The 20,763-nt window shown below is 40.7% G+C and carries 15 protein-coding genes and 1 tRNA gene; 8 read left to right on the top strand and 8 right to left on the bottom strand.

All coding sequences use genetic code 11. The features are described from left to right. Positions 1 to 130 precede the first annotated feature (130 nt). Positions 131 to 1,123: a type I glyceraldehyde-3-phosphate dehydrogenase gene (gap, locus tag PING_RS12195; protein WP_011770664.1), complete on the bottom strand. Its 993-nt coding sequence runs from the start codon at positions 1,121 to 1,123 to the stop codon at positions 131 to 133. A 737-nt stretch (positions 1,124 to 1,860) separates the two neighbouring features. Next, positions 1,861 to 2,766 carry a D-hexose-6-phosphate mutarotase gene (locus PING_RS12190; protein WP_011770663.1) on the bottom strand — a complete coding sequence of 302 codons (906 nt, stop codon included), beginning with the start codon at positions 2,764 to 2,766 and terminating at the stop codon, positions 1,861 to 1,863. Between the two features lie 309 nt (positions 2,767 to 3,075). Between PING_RS12190 and malQ the strand changes: the two genes are divergently transcribed. The 4 genes from malQ (at position 3,076) to PING_RS12170 (ending at position 10,155) form a co-directional block, all read left to right on the top strand. After that, positions 3,076 to 5,274, top strand: a complete 2,199-nt coding sequence (gene malQ, locus PING_RS12185) for a 4-alpha-glucanotransferase (protein ID WP_011770662.1) — start codon at positions 3,076 to 3,078, stop codon at positions 5,272 to 5,274. Positions 5,275 to 5,309: 35 nt separating this feature from the next. Further along, positions 5,310 to 7,625, top strand: a complete 2,316-nt coding sequence (gene glgB / locus PING_RS12180) for a 1,4-alpha-glucan branching protein GlgB (RefSeq protein ID WP_011770661.1) — start codon at positions 5,310 to 5,312, stop codon at positions 7,623 to 7,625. Next, on the top strand, positions 7,626 to 9,731 hold the full coding sequence (gene glgX, locus PING_RS12175) for a glycogen debranching protein GlgX (protein WP_011770660.1): 2,106 nt from the start codon (positions 7,626 to 7,628) through the stop codon (positions 9,729 to 9,731). A 142-nt stretch (positions 9,732 to 9,873) separates the two neighbouring features. After that, positions 9,874 to 10,155, top strand: coding sequence for a YeaC family protein (locus PING_RS12170; RefSeq protein WP_011770659.1), 282 nt, complete (start codon positions 9,874 to 9,876; stop codon positions 10,153 to 10,155). Between the two features lie 93 nt (positions 10,156 to 10,248). On the opposite strand, the gene pyk is transcribed toward PING_RS12170, so the two are convergent. Together pyk and PING_RS12160 are read right to left on the bottom strand one after the other, a co-directional pair. Further along, positions 10,249 to 11,679 (bottom strand): pyruvate kinase, encoded by a 1,431-nt coding sequence (gene pyk / locus PING_RS12165; RefSeq protein ID WP_011770658.1) that lies wholly within the window; start codon positions 11,677 to 11,679, stop codon positions 10,249 to 10,251. 74 nt (positions 11,680 to 11,753) lie between these two features. Continuing rightward, positions 11,754 to 12,614, bottom strand: a complete 861-nt coding sequence (locus tag PING_RS12160; protein ID WP_011770657.1) for a MurR/RpiR family transcriptional regulator — start codon at positions 12,612 to 12,614, stop codon at positions 11,754 to 11,756. Between the two features lie 292 nt (positions 12,615 to 12,906). Between PING_RS12160 and PING_RS12155 the strand changes: the two genes are divergently transcribed. From PING_RS12155 to PING_RS12140, 4 genes are all read left to right on the top strand, one after another. Then, positions 12,907 to 13,869 (top strand): glucokinase, encoded by a 963-nt coding sequence (locus tag PING_RS12155; RefSeq protein ID WP_011770656.1) that lies wholly within the window; start codon positions 12,907 to 12,909, stop codon positions 13,867 to 13,869. Between the two features lie 178 nt (positions 13,870 to 14,047). After that, a tRNA-Ser gene (locus tag PING_RS12150) sits at positions 14,048 to 14,135 on the top strand. A gap of 438 nt (positions 14,136 to 14,573) precedes the next feature. Beyond that, positions 14,574 to 14,915 (top strand): hypothetical protein, encoded by a 342-nt coding sequence (locus PING_RS12145; protein WP_232279363.1) that lies wholly within the window; start codon positions 14,574 to 14,576, stop codon positions 14,913 to 14,915. A gap of 253 nt (positions 14,916 to 15,168) precedes the next feature. Further along, positions 15,169 to 15,429 (top strand): hypothetical protein, encoded by a 261-nt coding sequence (locus tag PING_RS12140; RefSeq protein ID WP_049752980.1) that lies wholly within the window; start codon positions 15,169 to 15,171, stop codon positions 15,427 to 15,429. 336 nt (positions 15,430 to 15,765) lie between these two features. Here PING_RS12140 and PING_RS12135 read toward each other — a convergent pair whose 3' ends face one another. From PING_RS12135 to PING_RS12115, 4 genes are all read right to left on the bottom strand, one after another. Continuing rightward, positions 15,766 to 16,221, bottom strand: coding sequence for a sll1863 family stress response protein (locus PING_RS12135; protein ID WP_011770654.1), 456 nt, complete (start codon positions 16,219 to 16,221; stop codon positions 15,766 to 15,768). 40 nt (positions 16,222 to 16,261) lie between these two features. Beyond that, positions 16,262 to 16,549 carry a sll1863 family stress response protein gene (locus PING_RS12130; protein WP_011770653.1) on the bottom strand — a complete coding sequence of 96 codons (288 nt, stop codon included), beginning with the start codon at positions 16,547 to 16,549 and terminating at the stop codon, positions 16,262 to 16,264. Between the two features lie 725 nt (positions 16,550 to 17,274). Continuing rightward, positions 17,275 to 19,971 (bottom strand): cation-translocating P-type ATPase, encoded by a 2,697-nt coding sequence (locus tag PING_RS12120; protein ID WP_011770652.1) that lies wholly within the window; start codon positions 19,969 to 19,971, stop codon positions 17,275 to 17,277. Positions 19,972 to 20,411: 440 nt separating this feature from the next. After that, the gene (locus tag PING_RS12115) at positions 20,412 to 20,663 is read right to left on the bottom strand and encodes a TIGR03643 family protein (RefSeq protein ID WP_011770651.1); all 252 of its coding nucleotides are present in this window, start codon (positions 20,661 to 20,663) and stop codon (positions 20,412 to 20,414) included. Positions 20,664 to 20,763: the final 100 nt, after the last annotated feature.

The raw sequence follows: 20,763 nt of genomic DNA, 5'->3' as shown, positions 1-20,763 counted from the left end.
TGTTTGAGTAACCGATTTCGTTGTTGTACCAAGATACGGAATTTAATGACGAATTTATATTGGGCAAATTTCAGACACAAAAAAGCCCATACCGAAGTACAGGCTTAAAACAAATATCGACTAATTAAACTTATTTAGCAATAAGTGTGATTAGGTCAAGAACTTTGTTTGAGTAACCGATTTCGTTGTCGTACCAAGATACAACTTTAACGAATTTGTCAGTGAGTGAAACGCCTGCAGTAGAATCAAATACTGAAGTTTGAGTTTCACCGATGAAATCTTGAGAAACAACAGCATCTGCTGTGTAACCAAGAACACCAGCGTATTCATTTTCAGAAGCACGCTTCATTTCAGCACAGATTTCAGCATAAGTAGCAGCTGTTTTAAGGTTAACAGTTAAGTCAACAACAGAAACGTTTGCGGTTGGTACACGGAAAGCCATACCCGTTAGTTTGCCATCAAGCGCTGGGATTACTTTACCTACTGCCTTAGCAGCACCAGTTGATGATGGGATGATGTTTTGAGAAGCACCACGACCACCGCGCCAATCTTTAACAGAAGGTCCGTCAACGGTTTTTTGCGTTGCAGTAGTTGCATGAACTGTCGTCATAAGACCAGATTCAATGCCCCATTTATCGTTAAGTACTTTAGCGATAGGTGCAAGACAGTTAGTAGTACAAGAAGCGTTAGAAACGATATCTTGACCCGCGTATGCAGAGAAGTTTACGCCGTTAACGAACATTGGAACATCGCCAGAAGGACCTGTTAAAACAACTTTTTTAGCGCCAGCAGTAATGTGCTTACGAGCTGTTTCGTCAGTTAGGAAAAGACCAGTTGCTTCAGCAACTACATCAACGCCAGCTTCATCCCATTTTAGTTCTTCAGGGTTACGGACTGCAGTTACGCGAACTGTTTTACCGTTAACAATTAGGTTACCGTCTTGAACTTCAACAGTACCGTTAAAACGACCATGAGTTGAGTCATATTTAAGCATGTAAGCCATATAATCAACATCGATTAAGTCATTGATTGCTACAACATCAATATCAGTACGTTCACATGCTGCACGGAATACGAAGCGTCCGATACGACCGAAACCGTTAATACCTACTTTAATTGTCATTTTTATAGATCCTTTTGGATGGTTTGATTTTAAAAACTGTGTTTATTGTAAATGCCACTGACACCAAAGGCTTGATGTTAGTCAAGTTACTTGGTGTTAGTCAAGTTAATTGTCTTGAATAATAAGTTTTCATAAAAAAGAGTAAATAATATCTTTTTTTTATCATCGTACTTATAGAAAAATCATTTGTAATTAAATTACACAGCCATTTTAATGGCTAACACACAGAAAAGAAAGCTAAACAGGCATTTAACTAAGTTTTATGCTCAGAAAACGCTTTTATCTGGTGGTAAATGTTCAGTAATATTCACGTCTAAAAATGTCGATATGCGCAAACATTTTCATCCTGCATGAGATCTTATTATGGTTGATAAGCTCTGTGCATGGCGCGGTTTCACTGTTACCCCGCTTTTTTTGTAATCGCAGATTCAATGCATAACATGGTTTTTTAACTCTGATCCGGCATGTCGGCAAAAGCTTTTGCACCTGCTATTCAGGGCGTACATAAAACTTCAGCGTCATTACCTGAGTTGTCTATGATAAGTTGGCGGTTAAACTTTTAATCTGACAATGTAATATTATTTGTAATTAAATTACACAGTCATTTTAATGGCTAACACACAGAAAAGAAAGCTAAACAGGCATTTAACTAAGTTTTATGCTCAGCAAACGCTTTTATCTGGTGGTGAATGTTCAGTAATATTTGTGTCTAAAAATGTCGATATGCGCAAACATTTTTATCCTGTATGAGATCTTATTGTGGTTGATAGGCTGTGTGAATGGCCCGGTTTCACTCTTACGCCACTTTTGTTTGTAATAGCAGATTCAATGCAGAACATGGTTTTGTAACCCTGATCTGGCATGTCGGCAAAAGCTTTTGCACCTGCTATCCAGGGCGTCCATAAAACTTCAGCGTCATTACCTGAGTTGTCTATGATAAGTTGGCGGTTAAACTGCTTATCTGACAATGTAATAGGGGAAAGCGCTTTTTTGTAGATAGCATCGATAGGACCTGTGATCTGCAATGTACTATCACCAGATTTTGCCAAGCCATTATCTAACGAATCGTTATAGTGGTTATTTAAACCCGAAATAGCACATGACTCTGGGGTACTAATATTTAAATAAGAGTGTAAAGCACCTCGGTATGAGAAAGGAATGTTGCCAGTGTTTTTGCTAATCAGCTCAAGTTTTATTTGATCAGTTAGTGTCGCCTTAAGCAGTAATTCAAATTGGAAGGGCCAGATATCGCGGGTTGCAGCGCTGTCGGTTAAGCGCAGTTCAATCTCTACACCCTCGGGAAATTCATTATGCGCAGCAAGCTCCCACTTGCTGGTGCGGGCAAATCCATGAGCAGGCAGGTTTTCTCCCAATGATTTGTCGGCAGCACCAAACCAGGGCCAGCAAACGGGCACGCCGCCACGAATTGCCTTTTGCTGATTATAAATGGCGGTTTTACTTAACCAGATAATGGGCTGTTGTTCTTTTAATTGGAAATGCACAAGATGGCCGCCATGAAGTGCAAAGGCGGCATTAAATTTTTTGTGCTCAATGATTAAAAATTCATAACCAGCTGCATCAGCTTGAATACTAATGGCTGTGGATAAGGTCTTTATTTTAAACAGAGAAATGTGACATAACATGAAAAAATCCTATGTGATGAGGTCTTATATTGGGTTAAGATAGTGCTTTTAGCACTTTCTCATTGGGGCCGTATGTGGAACATAATAAATCGGGATATGAACTGTTTTTTCGGTAAATCTGTTAGTAGTACTTGTACACTAAATCATAAAATGTTTATATATTCTAGAGCGATATATTAAATATATTCTAGAGACTGGTATTAAATATTGGCATTTTAAACTGCTATTGAACTGTTAGTCAGTAGATAAAATGTGAGAAATGATTAATCATACCGATAAGTTGCATTTTTAGATAATAATAGGTGTCACATGACTAACTCAGCTTTAAATATGTTTATGGAATTAAAAGGAATTGACCCTAATTTTGTTGATGCATGGGGAAAACCGGCTAAAATTTCAGACGAAAATATTAGAAATATCATCAATAAAATGGGCTACGAAGCAGACAATGATGATTCATTAACCGCGCATTACCTCGAACAGGAAAAGCAACATTGGTTATCCTTATTACCGCCTGTGGCTATTTATGAAAAGCACGATACTTACACACTGGATGTTTGTTTACCAATTGATTATGTAACGGATGATTTACTCTATAAAATCACCACTGAAGATAAAAATGACATTACCCAAAGCTTATCCGCAATAAAATTTCCATTAATCGCGGTTAACGAAATTTCAGATATTGAATTTCAATGTTATCAGATAGCACTGATCTTAGATTTGCCTTTTGGTTACCACTCCTTATCGCTTTATGAGCAAGGTAATGATGAAGCACTGGCAACAATGTCTTTAATTATTACGCCGGCAAGTTGTTATACGCCGAAGTCGATAGACCAGGGAAAAAAAGTTTGGGGTGCCAGTGTCCAGCTGTATTGTGTTAAGAGTGAGGTTAATTGGGGCATTGGTGATTTTAGCGATTTAAAAACCTTGTTAAAAAACACCGCCGAAACGGGCGGTGATTTTATCGGGTTAAATCCGATCCATGCTTTATCTCCTTCCCAGCCTAAGCAGGCAAGCCCCTATAGTCCCTCTTCAAGAAAATGGCTTAATATTTTATATACGGATCTCACCACAGTAGATGAGCTCAAACGTAATAAAGCCCTACAAACTGAAATAGACAGTGATCAATTTCAAGATCAGCTAACAAGCTTACGTGAGACTGATTGGGTTGATTATGAAAAGGTTACTGCACTTAAGCTTGAGATATTAAAAGCGTTATTTGTCACGCTTAATGATGGCAGTGTGGCAAGTGACAACCGGCTCGCCAGTTTGCAAATTTATGTTGATCAAAAAGGCGAATCGTTACAGCAGCAGGCAAGTTACGATGCACTGCAGTTTAAATTCCTTGCCGAAAATCCGGATTCCTGGGGCTGGCCATCATGGCCTGAAGCATTTCAGTCCTTTCAAAGTGAAGGAACACAGGCATGGATAAAAAATAATAAGGATGAAGTGTTATTTTGGTGTTATTGCCAGTGGATTGCTGAATTGCAACTCGAAGAAGCGCATCAATTAGCTAAATCTCTGGGGATGACATTAGGTATTTACAGGGATCTGGCGGTTGGTGTGGGTAAAAGCAGCTCGGATATTTGGGCAAATCGCTCGCTGTATTGTGAAAATATCAGTATTGGTGCACCACCGGATGTGCTTGGCCCGCGAGGACAAAGTTGGGGATTACCACCAATAGCACCGGATCAAATGATCAAAGCGGGCTACCAGCCCTTTATTGATCTGTTGCAGTCTAATATGAGTCATTGTGGCGCACTGCGTATTGATCATGTGATGGCTTTATTACGACTTTGGTGGGTTCCTGAAAATTGTACTGCAGATAAAGGGGCATACATCTATTATGCGGTACATGACATGCTTAATTTATTGGCACTGGAGAGTGTGCGTAATAAGTGTCTTGTTATTGGCGAAGACTTGGGGACTGTACCTGAAGGGATGGATGTTTTATTAAAAGATGCCGGTGTGTATTCTTATAAGGTATTTTTCTTTGAAGTTGCAACCGATGGTGGTTATATATCACCTTCACATTACAGTGAGCAGGCAATGGCAACACTGTCTACCCATGATATGCCAACCATCAAAGGTTTCTGGAATTGTGAAGATCTCCACCTTGGCAGAGAATTGGGCCTGTACCCGGACCCGGTCGCCTATCAACAGCTACTCGAAAATCGTATACGTTGTAAACAGCAGATACTGGACAGTTTACATGGTCACAATCGCCTGCCCGGTGATTTTCCTCGAGATGCTTATATAACCCCAATGGATAAAACTTTAAACTTCGCCCTGCAAACCCATTTGGCATCGGGTAATTCAGCATTATTAAGTTTGCAGTTGGAAGATTTTTTAGAAATGGATCAACCGGTTAACGTACCCGGGACTTCAGATGAATATAAGAATTGGCAGCGTAAACTGTCAAAAAATATTGAGCAGATATTTACCGATCCAGATATAAAAACACTGCTCAATAAATTATCTCAAGCGCGCAACGGTCAAATATAATTGATATATAACATTAACCAGTAGGCTCTTAAATTATGAATAAAACAGTAACTAAAGCGGCAAAAAAAACAGCTAAGCCGGTAAAAAATGCGGCTAAAAAAGCCGCGGTTAAAGTCGCGAAAAAAAAGGAAGCGGTACCTAATGTCCATGCTTCTTTAATTTCATTACTGAACGAAGCGAAATTAGCTAATCCTTTTGAGCAGTTGGGTTTATTGAAAAACCCGAAAGGCAAGGGGTTTGTGATCCGCGCCTGGTTACCCGATGCTCAAAAAGTAGAGCTGTATGCTTTATCAGAAGAAAAGCCATTAACTGAGCTGAAGTTAATAGATGAAGCGGGTTTATTTGAAATTGAATTACCAGAACTGAATGAAAAATTCATTTATGAATTTAATGCCATTTACTCTACTGGAGAGCATCGTTTTGTCGATCCTTATCAATTCCATGATATCGCTTTTGATGGTTTGTCTACCTTGCATGAAGCCCCGCAAAATGTTTATAAAACATTAGGCGCACAACTTAAAACAACTTATGTGGGTGACGTAGCTATCTCCGGCGTACGTTTTATTGTCTATGCTCCGAATGCCACCAGTGTTAGCCTTATCACTCAATTCAATCATTGGGATGGACGACGTCAGCCAATGCAGCGCAGCTGGTGTGGACATTGGGTTATTTTTGTACCGGATTTAAAAGCGGGCTGTGCTTATAAATTTGAACTCAAAGATGGATTGGGTAATCGTCTACCGCATAAAGCGGATCCTGTCGGTTTTCAAGCTGAGCTATACCCGTCTCATTCGTCGGTTGTTGTTGATCATGATCTTTACCAATGGAACGATCAGGAGTGGCGCGCATCACAAACGGGTGATAAACGTTATAGCGCAATGAGTATCTATGAAGTGCATTTAGGTTCATGGAAGCGTAAGCACGAAAATGGTGTAGATCGTATGCTTACCTATCGTGAACTGGCTGCTGAACTCATTCCTTATCTGCTTGAATTGGGCTATACACACCTTGAAGTTATGCCCATTTCTGAATTTCCATTTGATGGTTCGTGGGGGTATCAACCCGTAGGTCTATTTGCGGCAACGAGCCGCTTTGGTAATGCGGATGATCTTAAATATTTTATTGACCAATGTCACCAGGCTGGCATTTCTGTCATTGTTGATTGGGTACCTGCACATTTCCCCGCAGATCCGCACGGTTTAGCGCGATTTGATGGCACACCTTTATATGAGTATGAAGATCCGCGTCGTGGTTGGCATTTAGACTGGAACTCATACATTTATGATTTTGGTCGTGATAATGTACGTCAGTTTTTGGTTGCAAGTGCTTTAATCTGGTTAGATAAATTCCATGTAGATGGTTTACGTGTTGATGCTGTGGCTTCAATGCTGCATTGGGACTATTCACGTGAAGAAGGCGAATGGGTACCTAATGTTGATGGTGGTAACCATAACTATGAAGCTATTAGCTTATTAAAATGGTTTAATGAAGAAGTATACGGTCAATATCCAAATGCAATGACTATTGCAGAGGAATCAACGGCCTTTGCGGGTGTGTCTAAGCCTACTTTTGAGGGGGGGTTAGGCTTTGGTTTTAAATGGAATATGGGGTGGATGAACGATACGTTAAGCTACATGGAAACAGATCCTATGTATCGTAAATACCACCATCATGAAATGACCTTTGCGATGGTGTACCACTACAACGAACACTTTATTTTACCTATTTCTCATGATGAAGTAGTGCACGGCAAAAAAAGTATGATTGGTAAAATGCCGGGTGATGAATGGCAAGAAGCTGCCAATTTACGTGCTTATATGGGTTATATGTATGCGCATCCGGGCAAAAAGTTAAACTTTATGGGCACTGAATTTGCGCAAACGAGCGAATGGAATCATAACAAGCAATTAGATTGGGGCTTACTGAAATTTGATAAACATAAAGGTCAAAAACTGCTCACCTGTGACCTGAATAAAGCTTATAAAAACAACGCTGCATTTTATGAAGCTGACTATGATACCAAAGGGTTTGAATGGTTAGATCATTCGGATGGGGAAAAAAGTATTCTTGCTTTTGTAAGGAAAAACTTAGCGCAAGATAAGAAAGTTATCTGCCTGTCTAACTTTACCCCGTTACCCCGCGATGGCTACCGGGTGGCCGTTGATGAATTAGCTGATTATGAAGTTATTTTAAACACTGATAGTGAATATTATTGGGGCAGTAATTATGCAATGGGCGATAAAATGGGCGTCTTTGTTGCAGAAGAACAACAGTGGCAAGGCAAGGAATATTCAATTAAACTGAATTTACCCCCTTTATCTACTGTGTATTTACAAAAAAAGGTAAAATAATTGGAAGATAAACTATTAGAACTGGATAAAAAGATGCATCCTTTCTCTGCATCTCGCGGGCAGTTTCTGCCCCTTGGTGCAATTCTAGACCAAGGAGGCTGTCACTTTTCAGTTTATAGCTTAGGCGCTTACCGGGTTGACTTATGTTTATTTGATAAACATGAAAATGAAATTGCTAACTATCCTCTTGAAGTCAAACAGGGGCGGATGTGGAGCATTTTTGTCGATCAGGTCATAAAAGGACAGCTTTACGGGTATCGGGTATACGGTGATTACCAACCAGAAAATGGTCTTTTATTTAATCCAAATAATTTATTAATTGATCCCTATGCAAGGGCTTTAAATCGTGTACAGCATAACTTTGCTCAGGCACAGAGTGATGACGAGCACTCACAAGTGGCTAAGTCAGTTGTTATTGATAATAGTTTTGACTGGAAAGATGTCGCTAAACCCAATATTGCTGAGGATGAACGCATCATTTACGAAGTACATGTAAAGAGCTTCAGCCAGCGTAATAAAAAAATTCCTTTGGAAAAACGTGGTAAATATCTTGGTTTATCACATCCTGAAAGTATTAAACATTATAAGGCCCTTGGCATTACCAGTTTACAGATAATGCCCGTCTTTAGCTTTGTGAGTGAATTAAGGCTTAAAAATATTGGTTTGACGAATTACTGGGGTTATAACCCCATTAATTTCTTTGCGCCCGAAAATCGTTACGCACAATTTGATGCCGTTAATGAATTTAAAACCATGGTGCGCGAACTTCACGCTGAAGGGATAGAGATTATTTTAGATGTGGTTTATAACCATAGCGCAGAGGCAGGAAATAATGGCCTGATTCTTAGTTTAAAAGGGTTTGATAACCGTAATTATTATACCTTTGAAAAAGAAGTTGATGGCAGCCATCTTAATTATTCAAATTATAGCAATCACTCCGGCTGTGGTAATACCTTAAACCTTGATTCCCCTTGGTCTTTAAAGTTAATGCTTGATTCATTGCGTTATTGGGCAACAGAAATGCAGGTTGATGGTTTCCGTTTTGACCTGGCTGTTACACTTGCCCGTGAAGCGAATGGTTTTAATAAACACAGTGCCTTTTTTAAAGCACTGTTGCAGGATCCTGTTTTAAGTCGCGTCAAATTGATTGCTGAGCCTTGGGATATAGGGCCTGGAGGATATCGTTTAGGTGGATTTCCCTGTGATTGGTTAGAGTGTAATGACCGTTACCGCGATACACTACGTTCTTTCTGGCGTGGAGATACCGGCAATGTTGGCGATCTTGCAACGCGTTTATTGGGTTCCCGTGACGTTTTTGCCAAGAGTTACCGCGCTATTTCCAGTAGCGTCAATTACATTTGCTATCACGATGGTTTTACAATGGATGATCTTGTTTCCTATGATCGCAGGCATAATGAAGCTAATGGTGAAAAAAGCCGCGATGGTCATGGCCATAATTTATCTTCTAATTATGGTGTTGAAGGCCAAACCGATGATGTCAAAATCAATCAAATACGCCAACAGCAAAAACGTAATTTAATTGCCAGTTTATTTATTTCCCAGGGCACCCCCCATTTTTTATCGGGCGATGAAATGGGTCATACCCAAACCGGTAATAATAATGCTTATTGTCAGGATAATATCTTAACTTGGTTAAGCTGGAATTTGACTGATGCTGATAAAAAACTCTTTGCTTTTACCAGTGAGGTTATCAAGCTGCGTAAAGAATCTCGTTTATTTGGTAGTCTTTCACTCAGTGGTGACAGTACTGGCCGCTGTGAAAATTCAGATCTTGTTCAGTGGTATCACCCTAATGGTGAGGTAATGGAAGAGGTTGACTGGCACGCGAGTAATTCACAAGCGATAGCGGTTGAATTGCGCGAGGCCGAACAATCGGGTGAGCGTTGGTTTGTAGTATTAAACTCGTCCAGTTATCACATTACTTGTAACCTACCCTTGTTAGAGGTGGGTTTATCTTGGAAAATAAAAATTAATACGGTGTGTTCGTCGGGGAAATTAACTGACGAAGAGACTAATATTACCAAAGTGACTCAAGTTAAAGCCAGATCAGTTATCTTGTTAAAGTGTGTACGGCACTTAACTTAATGATTAAGGCGACAAACATAAATTGCAGGTAATAATTTATGTTAAAAACTAAATTTAAAGCCCTGGCAATCTCTTTGTTAGGGCTTTTTTATGGGATAATAGACAAATCTTAATTTTTAGCGGATATTAATGAGGAAGCAGCATGACACAGATGACAGATTATGCGAAGAGCATATCACCCGCAGTATACAATCAACTCAAAGAGGCGGTTGAAACGGGTAAATGGGTAAACGGCGATAAATTAACAGAACAGCAAAAAGCGGATTCTTTACAATTTCTGATGGTCTATCAAAGCCAATTTAATGATAAGCCAGAACACTTTTCGATCGCAAAAGGTGGCGAAATCCATATGGAAAGTAAGAAAGTGTTAAAAGCACAGTTTTCTGACGTTTCTGCATCGGATGTGCATAAAATAAAGTTATAACTATTACAAGTCCCAGGATGATACATATAATATTGATAAAAAAAGCTTCTCATGAGAAGCTTTTTGATTGATACCCTTCAATCCCAGATTGATTTAAACGGTAACGATTTTACAAGTATTGGTTGATCCTGCGTAATGATTATCACCGTGGGTGATGATGATTAGATCTCCCTTCTGTAAGTAACCGGCCTCTTTTAATGTCTCAATCGCGGCACCTGTAAAGACTAAATTATTGGATGCGTTTGAGTTAAATTTAATGGGCGTTACACCACGGTATAATGCACAATAACTTAATGTTTGCGGGTTACTTGAAAGTGCAAATATAGGCAAACCAGAGCTTAGCCGTGACATTAATAAAGCGGTGGTCCCTGTCGCTGTTAGGGCGACAATCGCTTTAATACCATTAGTGTGATTAGCTGCAAACATGGCGGTTATCGCTAATGCTTCAGTAGGATCATCAAAGGTACATTCCATGCGGTTTTTGGAGATATTAATGCTTGGATGCTTTTCAGCGCCAAGGCAAACTTCACTCATTGCTTTCACAGTTTCTACTGGATAATCACCTGCAGCCGTTTCGCCTGAGAGCATCACCGCATCGGTACCATCTAATACCGCATTGGCCACATCCATTACCTCGGCGCGTGTCGGCATGGGTGAACTTACCATTGACTCCATCATTTGTGTTGCTGTGATAACAACACGATTTAAACGCCGTGCCGTGCGGATCATGTTTTTCTGCACACCCACTAAACGTGCATCACCAATTTCCACCCCTAAGTCACCACGGGCAACCATCACGACATCAGAAGCAAGAATAATTTCTTCTAATGCTTCTTGGGTTTCAACGGCTTCGGCACGTTCTACTTTGGCCACTATTTTAGCATTACAACCCGCCTCAATTGCTAAACGACGTGCATAATGAAGATCTGCACCATTACGGGGAAAAGAAACTGCTAAGTAATCGCAACCAATTTCAGCTGCCGTAATAATGTCTTTTTTATCTTTAGGTGTTAACGCTGCAGCCGATAAACCACCGCCTTTTTTGTTAATACCTTTATTGTTGGACAAAGGACCACCAATAGTAACAACCGTATTAACTTTATTGCCAAGCACATTTTCTACCTGCAGTTGCACACGACCATCGTCAAGTAATAACAGATCACCAGCAACGACTTCCTGTGGCAGCGTTTTGTAATCAAGGCCAACCGCTTGTTGATCCCCCTGACCTTTTTCGATATCACTGTCCAGGGTAAATTTATCACCTACCACTAAGATGATTTTATTGTCTTTAAAAGTAGAAACGCGGATTTTAGGCCCCTGTAAATCGCCCATAATGGCCACATCTTTACCTAAACGGGCTGCTATTTCTCGCACTTCATTGGCACGTCTTACATGATCAATCGCTTCGCCGTGTGAGAAGTTCATGCGCACCATATTCGCGCCGGCTGCGATGATTTTTTCCAAATTATTATCACGATCCGTCGCGGGACCTAAGGTTGTCACAATTTTTGTGCGTCTCAACATTATCTACTCCAGTCATTAAAGTTATTTTGCTGTTAGGTTTTTAATCTATTGAAAAGTATAAAGGGGTAAAACTTTCAGTCTTCGTTTAGATCAACTTTATCAAAGCGAGAGTCTTTAATCTCGGTTTTGATGCGCTTTAAATGTTCAATAAATTTAGGACCTCGGCGTAATGTAAAACCCGTTGCTAAAACATCAATAATGACCATTTGAACAATACGGGATGCCATGGGCATATAAATATCAGTATCTTCTGGTACCGAGGCCGAGAGAACCAAGTTACTTTTTTCAGCAAGTGGTGAATGATTCGGTGTTAATGCGATAACAAAAGCATTATTTTCACGCGCAAGTTGCGCGACTTCTACGAGTGCTTTAGTACGGCCCGTATGGGATATTAAAACAATCACATCCCCTTTACGACTATTAATACAGCTCATTTTTTGCATAACAATGTCATCAAAACAGGAAACGGGAATATTAAAACGGATAAATTTATTTAAAGCATCATGGGCAACGGCAGAGGATGCACCCAATCCAAAGAATGCAATTTTATCGGCTCGGGTTAACACCTCAACGGCTCTTTTAATGACGGCCGTGTCGATCATATTTTTAGCAGAATCCAGACAAGCTATGGTTGATTCAAATATTTTTGCATTATAAGCTTCCGGGCCATCATCCTGATTAACATGACGATTCACATAGGGGGTACCTACCACCAGACTTTGCGCGAGCAGTAATTTAAAGTCAGGAAAACCCTTAGTATCAAGGCGTCTGCAAAAACGATTAACCGTTGGTTCACTGACTTCAGCCATTTTAGCGAGTGTCGCAATGCTGGAATGGATAGCGACTTCTGGTGATGCAATGATAACTTCTGCCACTTTTCTTTCTGATTTGCTGAAACTACCCAGATTTTTTTGAATTAACTCTAAAGTTTTCATATTGTTCCACTAAGATAATTATTTTTAAGGTAAACTTGTAAATAATGACGAGATTGGCTATCGGGAGATAGCTCAGGTGTGCTTAATTAATATTTTATTAAGTTGGAAATAGCATGCGTCAAGTTGGAATAAAACAACATAAATCCCCGATAAATTAGCGCTCATTATAAATAACTTATATTGTAATGTCATTTTATTACAAATCAAAGTTGATCAAGATCAATTTTAAAGTTCGGTAATGTAAAAAAGCAAGTGGGCGCTTACTGGTATAGATAATTTCTGGAGAAACAATATGTTAGCAGTTGTTGCTGATGTTGGTGGAACAAATATTCGACTTGCTGTCTGTGATTTAACAAGCGGTAAACTCAGTGAATTAAAAGAATTTTCCTGTGGGCAATTCTTGAGCTTGGATGCTGCACTTTTAGGTTATTTTGCAACGCTACAGGACCAAGTTAAACACTTGTGTATTGGCATCGCTTGCCCGGTAGGGGACGATTTGGTCGCCATGACCAATCTAAGTTGGCAATTTTCTCAGGTGGCCTTAAAAGCACAATTACAATTGGATTCGCTTTACCTTATCAATGATTATACCGCTATTTCACTGGCTGTACCCTTTATTGATGAGCAAGAAAAAATTAAAATTGGCGGCGGGAAAGCGAACAAAAAGGGTGCTACTGCCGTTTTCGGTCCGGGCACGGGTTTAGGGGTTGCACATATTATCAACGTAGCTGATAAATGGATCAGTCTTGAGGGGGAAGGGGGACACGTTAGTTTTACTCCTAACACCCGTGAGCAAACAGACATTTTATTGTTACTGCAGCAGCAATTTGGTCATGTTTCTGCCGAGCGTATTTTATCGGGGCAAGGTTTAGTTAATTTGTATAATAGCCTGTGCAGCTTAACGGGCAAGCAGGCCGTTTTTAGCGAGCCAAAACAGATAACGAAAGCCGCACTAGAGGGAAGTTGTGAAACGTCACTTCAAAGCCTTAAGGTGTTCTGCCAAGTGATGGGAGGCTTTGCTGGTAACCTTGGATTAAATCTTGCGTGTACTGGCGGCGTCTATATCGCCGGGGGGATTATACCCCGTTTTATTGATTTCTTTAAAGCCAGTGAATTCAGGGACTTTTTTGAAGCCAAAGGTCGTTTTAAAGACTATCTTTCTGGCATACCAACCTATTTAATCACCCATGATAATCCGGGTTTATTGGGCGCAAGTGTTTATTTACGCCAAGAACTTGAAACTATTAAGAATTAATCACACTTAAATTGTTATTAGAGGTTGATTTTAGCAGCGGAGTTCATTATCATGCGCTCCGCTTCAGTTATACAATTAAGCAGTCTATGATACGTGTACACTAACGTATCGAGAGTTCTAAAGGTAAGTTTTTAAATCTGCCAATGAACGAGATGTAAGATAATATAATAAAGTTTACGGTGACGTGTCTGAGTGGCTGAAAGAGCTCGCCTGGAAAGCGTGTAAGGGGCAACCCTTCGAGAGTTCGAATCTCTCCGTCACCGCCACATTTAGTGCCGACAAGGTACGACTAGAACCCGCAACGCTTTTTAATAAAGCATTGCGGGTTTTTTTATGTCTGTAGGATTTGAGCGGGAACAAATTTTATTTCGATTAATCTTGGCGCGCAGCCTCGCCGACTTTTAGCGATGATAAATATCTGCCCCAGTGGCATTATATTATTGGTAGGGTGCATTTTATGCAACGGGTGCACAGAGCGTATTCTACGATTTATGTTATAGCTCGATGCTCTATTAGTGATCGGAGCGCACCCTGCGGGTTATGTTATAGGTAGGGTATATTTTATACACAATTAATAATGCTGAATTTCATGGGCAATCAATTCATTTTATGTCTAGCTAGCATTTATTTTAATCCGCATAAATGAACTGAAAATGAGTAGATTTGGTCTTATTATAGGATCTCTTTTTTATTTAGGAGGTAAGGTGAAAATACTGATTATGACTGTTTTTTTGTTGTTTTCTTTGGCGCTGAATGCACAACCACTCAGTGATCAGGATTTAAAAATAATGGGGCGTGCGCTAGCCAACTATCAACTATGTGCTGATGTTGCAAAAAAACAGAAAGATCCCGCGATGTTTAATTATTACAATGACATGTATAACGATAGTTTGCGTGATGGTAAACTATTTTATATAGGGCAAGTACAGCTCATATTTTCTGAGCAGCAAAAAACCGCCATTAAGCTTACTCAAATAGATAAGGAAAGTATAAAAGGGCTCTGTATAAGCCGTTTTGATGATTTATCCAGAAAAATGCAAGAGTAAAAAATGGCTGAAAAGATAAAGGAAAATGCCGCAAAAAGATAATGTCTCGAGCAGTTTATCCGAATGGAGAATTATCTTGAAACCAAACGACAGTTTTTATGCTATCTATACTCTACCAAAGTAAGATATTGGCGACATTTCTTACTTTGATCAGGTTGCGCAATCATCAATCGTTAAGATAAGTCTTCACCCTGCGGGCTAGCTAAAGCTGTTTTTATTTTTCCTTAAAAATAATTAGGAGGGGCGCTTTAAATTGCAGGTATTATTAGATGAAAATACGTTAATTACCCGCATGGCTTACGTTGATTTAAGCCCAATCCGCACCACAATGGCCAATAGCATAGAGTGCTCAGAAGACACTTCTGTCCACCAGCGTATTCATGGCAATACCAGTCAACAAATTACCGCAGCACTTGAAAATAAACCCATTAAATCTTCGTCTAGTTTTGCGGGCGGTAAGGCTCTGGATACATCCCAGGGCATACCTTTTTCGCTGCTTGATTATATTGAATGACTGGATTGGACAAGCAGAGTATTATGAGATGATAAGCGCTGTCCGGTATTAGAGACTCAACCACAATTACTTAATATTTTAGGAATTGATGATCAACTGGGTGTGAATTAGCCTTCTATGTTGAACATACGGATAAATGTTGGATTGTCAGGAAGAATATTTTGTATCGATACTTACATTCGGGGCTGTTGATCTTTCACATTTGCAGTCAAATTATATGGGATCACCAGATATCGTGCAAATTTCAACAGCCCTTAGTGTTTCGTGTACTGACCCAGAAAAGTAGCATAAAACGGTGCAATTTTCCCAGGTTAGAGATGCGATTGTTCGGCAATTCTATTTGCTGGAGCCAAACTCTTTTTCGGACTTTTCCCAAGCTTCATCGAGATTCTGGTATGCATCTGAAAACCCTTCTTTCAGATGACCCCAAGCATTTTTGGTACTTGTTTTCAGACTACCATACCCTTCAGCTACATGATTTCGTTGCTCGCGTAACACCTTGAGGCTATCACTCGCCTTTTCGCGCGTTTTCTTATCCATTTCATCCCAACTTTCATCAACACGTGACTCCAACACATTAATACGCTTATCGAGCTTATCCAATGCCGTTTTTACTGTGTGAATCGCCTCATCCTTCTGGTCAGCGGTATATGCGTCAAGCGTCTGAAGAAAATCTTCTGTTTCTTGCTTAACCTCTTCTATTGACGTTTTGTCAGTCGATGTTTCTGCATAGCACAGAGGTGTGATTCCGAGGATACCAATCAACACAATTGCATTGATATTAAATGTCATTTGTTATCTCCTTTCGTTAGGGCCGCTATGACCGTGCTGTTTATTTGAATCTGGAAGTGGCCGACTTCAGCGCATTGCCGAGCGTGCTCCACGCATTATCCATGCCTACCTTGAGATCCCCCCACGCGTCGTCGCTGGCTTCCTTAAGTTCGGCAAGTTTATTGTTGGCTACTTCTTGCATAGATCGCAGTTCCTCGATTTGTTTGTCGTACTCAAGTTGTTTATCAGCTTCAGCTTTAGCAGCTTTTGCCTTGAGCTTGTCGATCTCTGCGCTCCACTCGTCCAATTGTGCCTGTAGTTTCTTTTGGTAAGCTTCTTTTTTGCTCATTTGCTAATCTCCTTTTTTGTCCGATTTAATTGCTTTGTTAAGTTTTTTACTTGCTGTAATTCTGATTTAGTTAGCTCACCATAAAATCGAGGATAAGGCCAATCATAACCCCATCTGAACTTTGTTGGTAGAAATGGGGTTCCGCCAATCCTGACAACGGCTAGCATTAAAGACACAATTTCAGGTTCACCTACATCAGAAACACAGGCTTTTAGCGCCTTATTAGAATCCAATCTCTCTTGATATGTTCCACCTTTCCAATAGTTAAAGTCATGCTTTTGACAACAAGATAACCATCAATCTTTTTGCTCAAAAGTCCCATTAGGAAAAGAGCTACAGCCATCACCAGTAAATGGCTTTAGCGTGTCAGCTGATGCCCCACCATACAGGAAAGTAAATACAATAAGCAAAACTGTTAATTTCATTATTACCACTCGACGTGTTAACCGAAAAACTTAAATGTGTATTAGTCTGCATTCTTACTCACACACATTTAATTTTTTTATTGCTAAAGATTAGACTGGAACAAGCAATAAAATGGTTGGATGGCAGATATAATTATTTGTAAATTGAATTTTTATCTTGGGGAAATGAGGTATTTGTATTTATAGACACTTCTATAAATACAAACCACAATAAAATAATTTACTGATCATGTTGTTCGAGCCAAAAAAAAGGCCGAATAATTGACTAGACCCTATTAATAGCGGTGAGGCTGATATGTGTTAAAACGGTTTTTTCAGTATGCGAAGTCGTAATTGTTTTTCAATCTCAATAATAGTAAACATCAACATGCCTAAAAAGATAATCAATATGACATCAAATAGATGGACTGATTCAGTTTTGAACACGCTTTGAAACCAGGGGAGGTAGGTCATTGCAGCCTGTCCGAGAATAACAGTGACAATTAATATCCATAAAATAGGGGTGCCGCGTATGGCTTTCAAGCTTAATGATGTTGTATTCATGTTGCGGATAAATAAAAGGTGGAATATTTCCAGTGTGACCAGCGTATCCATGGCAATAGTACGCGCTAAATTATCTGAATAACCTTGTGCGATCGCATATTCATAAATCCCAAATATACACTCCAGAAACAGGCTTGCGACGAGCACAATATGCCATAGTAGACCGCCACTAAGCAGTCCTTGATTCCGCGGCCGCGGTGGACGGCGCATAGTGCTTTCTTCCGCAGGCTCGAAGGCTAGGGCAATACCGAGCGTCACGGCAGTAATCATATTCACCCAAAGAATCTGAATAGGTGTAATGGGCAGGTTCAATCCAAGTAATAGGGCAAGTATGATCGTCATTGCCTCACCGGCATTGGTTGGCAGTGTCCAGCTGATGACCTTTTTTATATTATCGTATACCGTCCTTCCCTCTTTAACAGCTTTGATGATGGAAACAAAATTATCGTCGGCCAATATAACATGAGCGGCTTCCTTTGCAGCTTCACTGCCGTTTTTACCCATGGCAATACCGACATCGGCACGCTTCAATGCAGGCGCATCATTAACACCGTCACCAGTCATGGCAACCGTCATGTTATTTGCCTGAAGAGCCATCACCAGACGTAATTTATGTTCGGGACTGGTACGAGCAAAGATACCCGTGTAGCTTATTATTGATTTGAGTGCCGCATCATCGAGTTTATCCAGCTCAGCCCCGGTTAATACATTGTCGCAATGCCACAAACCAAGCTGTTTACCGATAGCTTGTGCAGTCCCGGCATGATCGCCAGTGATCATTTTTACATCAATACCCGCCCGGTGGCACTCGGCGGTCGCTTGTATTGCTTCAGATCGCGGAGGATCAATAAGACCGGCCAATCCCAGAAAGACAAGAGAATCCTGTACATCAGACAGCTCTAGTACGGTATGATCTAGATTAGTCGGTTTAATCGCGAAGCCAAGAACCCGCTGCCCCTCTTGAGCGATAGCGTCTGCCTGCTTACGCCAGTAATCAATATCCAGCTTTATTGTTTCATTATTGCCAATACTTTGACGGCTGCACATCGAAATAATAGTTTCTGGTGCTCCCTTAATGAAGATAAAGGCGTGGTTTTCATGGTCATGATTGAGCGTTGCCATGTACTTATGTTTGCTATCAAAAGGTATTACGTCGGTACGCGACCATTGCTTGCGTACCTGATCGTCACCCGGACGAACTTTGCCGGAAAGTGCAAGTAAAGCGACCTCCATGGGATCTCCTTGCCCAACCCAGTCGTTGTGTTGTTTAACCAGCTCGGAATCATTGCACAGGGCGGCCACGCGTCCCAGATCTTGCAGAACAGGATAAAGCTCCAACTTTACGGATTGTTCATTGCGTTTGACATTCCCAATGGGTTGATAACCGACACCTGTAATATCAAAACGATCTTCACAGGTTACAATGGAGGTTACATTCATCTCGTTGCGAGTAAGCGTACCGGTTTTATCGGAACAGATAACCGAGACCGAGCCCAGCGTCTCGATGGCCGGGAGTCGCCGAACGATAGTGTTGTGCTGTGCCATGGCCTTCACACCGACCGCCAGAGTAATGGTTAACACGGCAGGTAAACCTTCCGGTATCGCAGCCACCGAAAGTCCCACGACAGCAATAAATAGTTCGTTGAAGGCGTGCTGTAATACAAAGTGACCAAAGAACAAAATTATCATGGCAATAAAGAGGATCAACAGAGTAAGCCAGCGGGCGAAAATTGCCATTTGTGCAACTAACGGTGTATTTAGGGTTTGAACATCTTTGAGCAAACCACTGATTCGTCCAATTTCCGTATTGGTTCCCGTTGTAACGACTACCCCCATACCTTGACCATTGGTCACAGTCGTGCCACTGAAACCCATGCAAAAACGGTCACCGACCGAGGCCTGACACTCTACAGATGCCGTTTGCTTTTCTACCGCTACTGACTCACCCGTAAGAATTGATTCCTGAATCTGTAAACCATGGGTTTCCAGCAAGCGTAAATCCGCCGGCACCTTATCACCCGCTTTGAGTAACACTATATCGCCAGGTACCAGTTGTTCACCTTTTATGGTCTGACGCTTGCCATCACGAATGACTGCGGCACGCAAAGCGAGCATATGCCGTATCGCATCCATGGCCTTTTCCGCTTTGCCCTCTTGAACGAAGCCGATAAGCGCATTGATAATAACCACGGTAATGATGACTAACGTGTCAGCTAAATGTCCTAGTGATGCCGTAATAGCAGATGCGCCTAACAGCACGTATATCAGGATATTATGGAAGTGAGACATGAAGCGCAGAACAATATGCTTGGGCTTTGCTTCTGGCAGTTTGTTTAAACCGACATCGGCTAATCGTAGCTTAACCTCGGTTTCGTTCAAACCCGAAGGGGTGGTCTTTAGTGCAGATAATGTTTCTTCCACAGTTTTATTATGCCAGTTACGAATAGTTTTCATTGATATCTGCCCATGCTTTTCACGTTTTAACGGAGCGGTAGAATTTCGCCATTTTCAGAAAAAATATATTTTACGAAAGATATAACCTTTAAAAATATAGATTAAAAAGTAAAAATTTATAGGGGTATAGAGAGCTTCAGGAGTAATCAAACGGACAATGGCAGTGAGGCGCAACAATTAGCTAGACGCTGCGAGTATCATTTCTTTTATGTTATCGGTAAGGTGTATTCTATTCACCGTAAGCTGTGGTAATCGGAGCGCACCCTAGGAGTTATGTTATCGGCAGGGTGCATTTTATGCACCGCAAGCTGTGGTAATCGGTGCGCACCCTAGGGGGTATCTTATTGGTAGGGTACATTCCATGAACTGCAAGCTGTGGCAATCGTTGCGCACCCTAGGGGTTATGTTATGGGTAGGGTGCATTTGATGCACCGCAAGCATTATTTATTCTTATACTGAGTGGGGCAATAAGCTCTGCCAACTTCAGGCGACCTAAGTTTTGTATGCTTAGTTTTTCGGCCACTTACTCTACTACGCCACAATTTAAAACTACTTGGTTTTATGTGACGGCGCATAAAAATTATTACCGCTTGCTCATTCAGACCAAACTGAAGTTCAATCGCTTCAAAGGGGGTTCTATCCTCCCAAGCCATTTCGATAACTCTAGACTCTTCACTCTCACTAAATACCATCACAAGTTCCAATTTTTGACATTTAAAGGAACCAATACGTGGGAGAACAGCTTAAGGTTTAGTTAAAAAGTAAATAAGTGATCACAGTGTAAAACAGAAA

Source organism: Psychromonas ingrahamii 37 (assembly GCF_000015285.1).
GTDB classification, from domain to species: domain Bacteria; phylum Pseudomonadota; class Gammaproteobacteria; order Enterobacterales; family Psychromonadaceae; genus Psychromonas; species Psychromonas ingrahamii.
Note: the sequence above shows the minus strand (reverse complement) of the source record. Positions and strands in the feature narration are given on the sequence as shown.

Bases quoted from the DNA above. Each gene is read 5' to 3' on its own strand.
- gap (WP_011770664.1), bottom strand. From the start codon at position 1,123: ATGACAATTAAAGTAGGTATTAACGGTTTCGGTCGTATCGGACGCTTC.
- PING_RS12190 (WP_011770663.1), bottom strand. From the start codon at position 2,766: ATGTTATGTCACATTTCTCTGTTTAAAATAAAGACCTTATCCACAGCC.
- malQ (WP_011770662.1), top strand. From the start codon at position 3,076: ATGACTAACTCAGCTTTAAATATGTTTATGGAATTAAAAGGAATTGAC.
- glgB (WP_011770661.1), top strand. From the start codon at position 5,310: ATGAATAAAACAGTAACTAAAGCGGCAAAAAAAACAGCTAAGCCGGTA.
- PING_RS12170 (WP_011770659.1), top strand. From the start codon at position 9,874: ATGACACAGATGACAGATTATGCGAAGAGCATATCACCCGCAGTATAC.
- pyk (WP_011770658.1), bottom strand. From the start codon at position 11,679: ATGTTGAGACGCACAAAAATTGTGACAACCTTAGGTCCCGCGACGGAT.
- PING_RS12160 (WP_011770657.1), bottom strand. From the start codon at position 12,614: ATGAAAACTTTAGAGTTAATTCAAAAAAATCTGGGTAGTTTCAGCAAA.
- PING_RS12155 (WP_011770656.1), top strand. From the start codon at position 12,907: ATGTTAGCAGTTGTTGCTGATGTTGGTGGAACAAATATTCGACTTGCT.
- PING_RS12135 (WP_011770654.1), bottom strand. From the start codon at position 16,221: ATGACATTTAATATCAATGCAATTGTGTTGATTGGTATCCTCGGAATC.
- PING_RS12130 (WP_011770653.1), bottom strand. From the start codon at position 16,549: ATGAGCAAAAAAGAAGCTTACCAAAAGAAACTACAGGCACAATTGGAC.
- PING_RS12120 (WP_011770652.1), bottom strand. From the start codon at position 19,971: ATGAAAACTATTCGTAACTGGCATAATAAAACTGTGGAAGAAACATTA.
- PING_RS12115 (WP_011770651.1), bottom strand. From the start codon at position 20,663: ATGGTATTTAGTGAGAGTGAAGAGTCTAGAGTTATCGAAATGGCTTGG.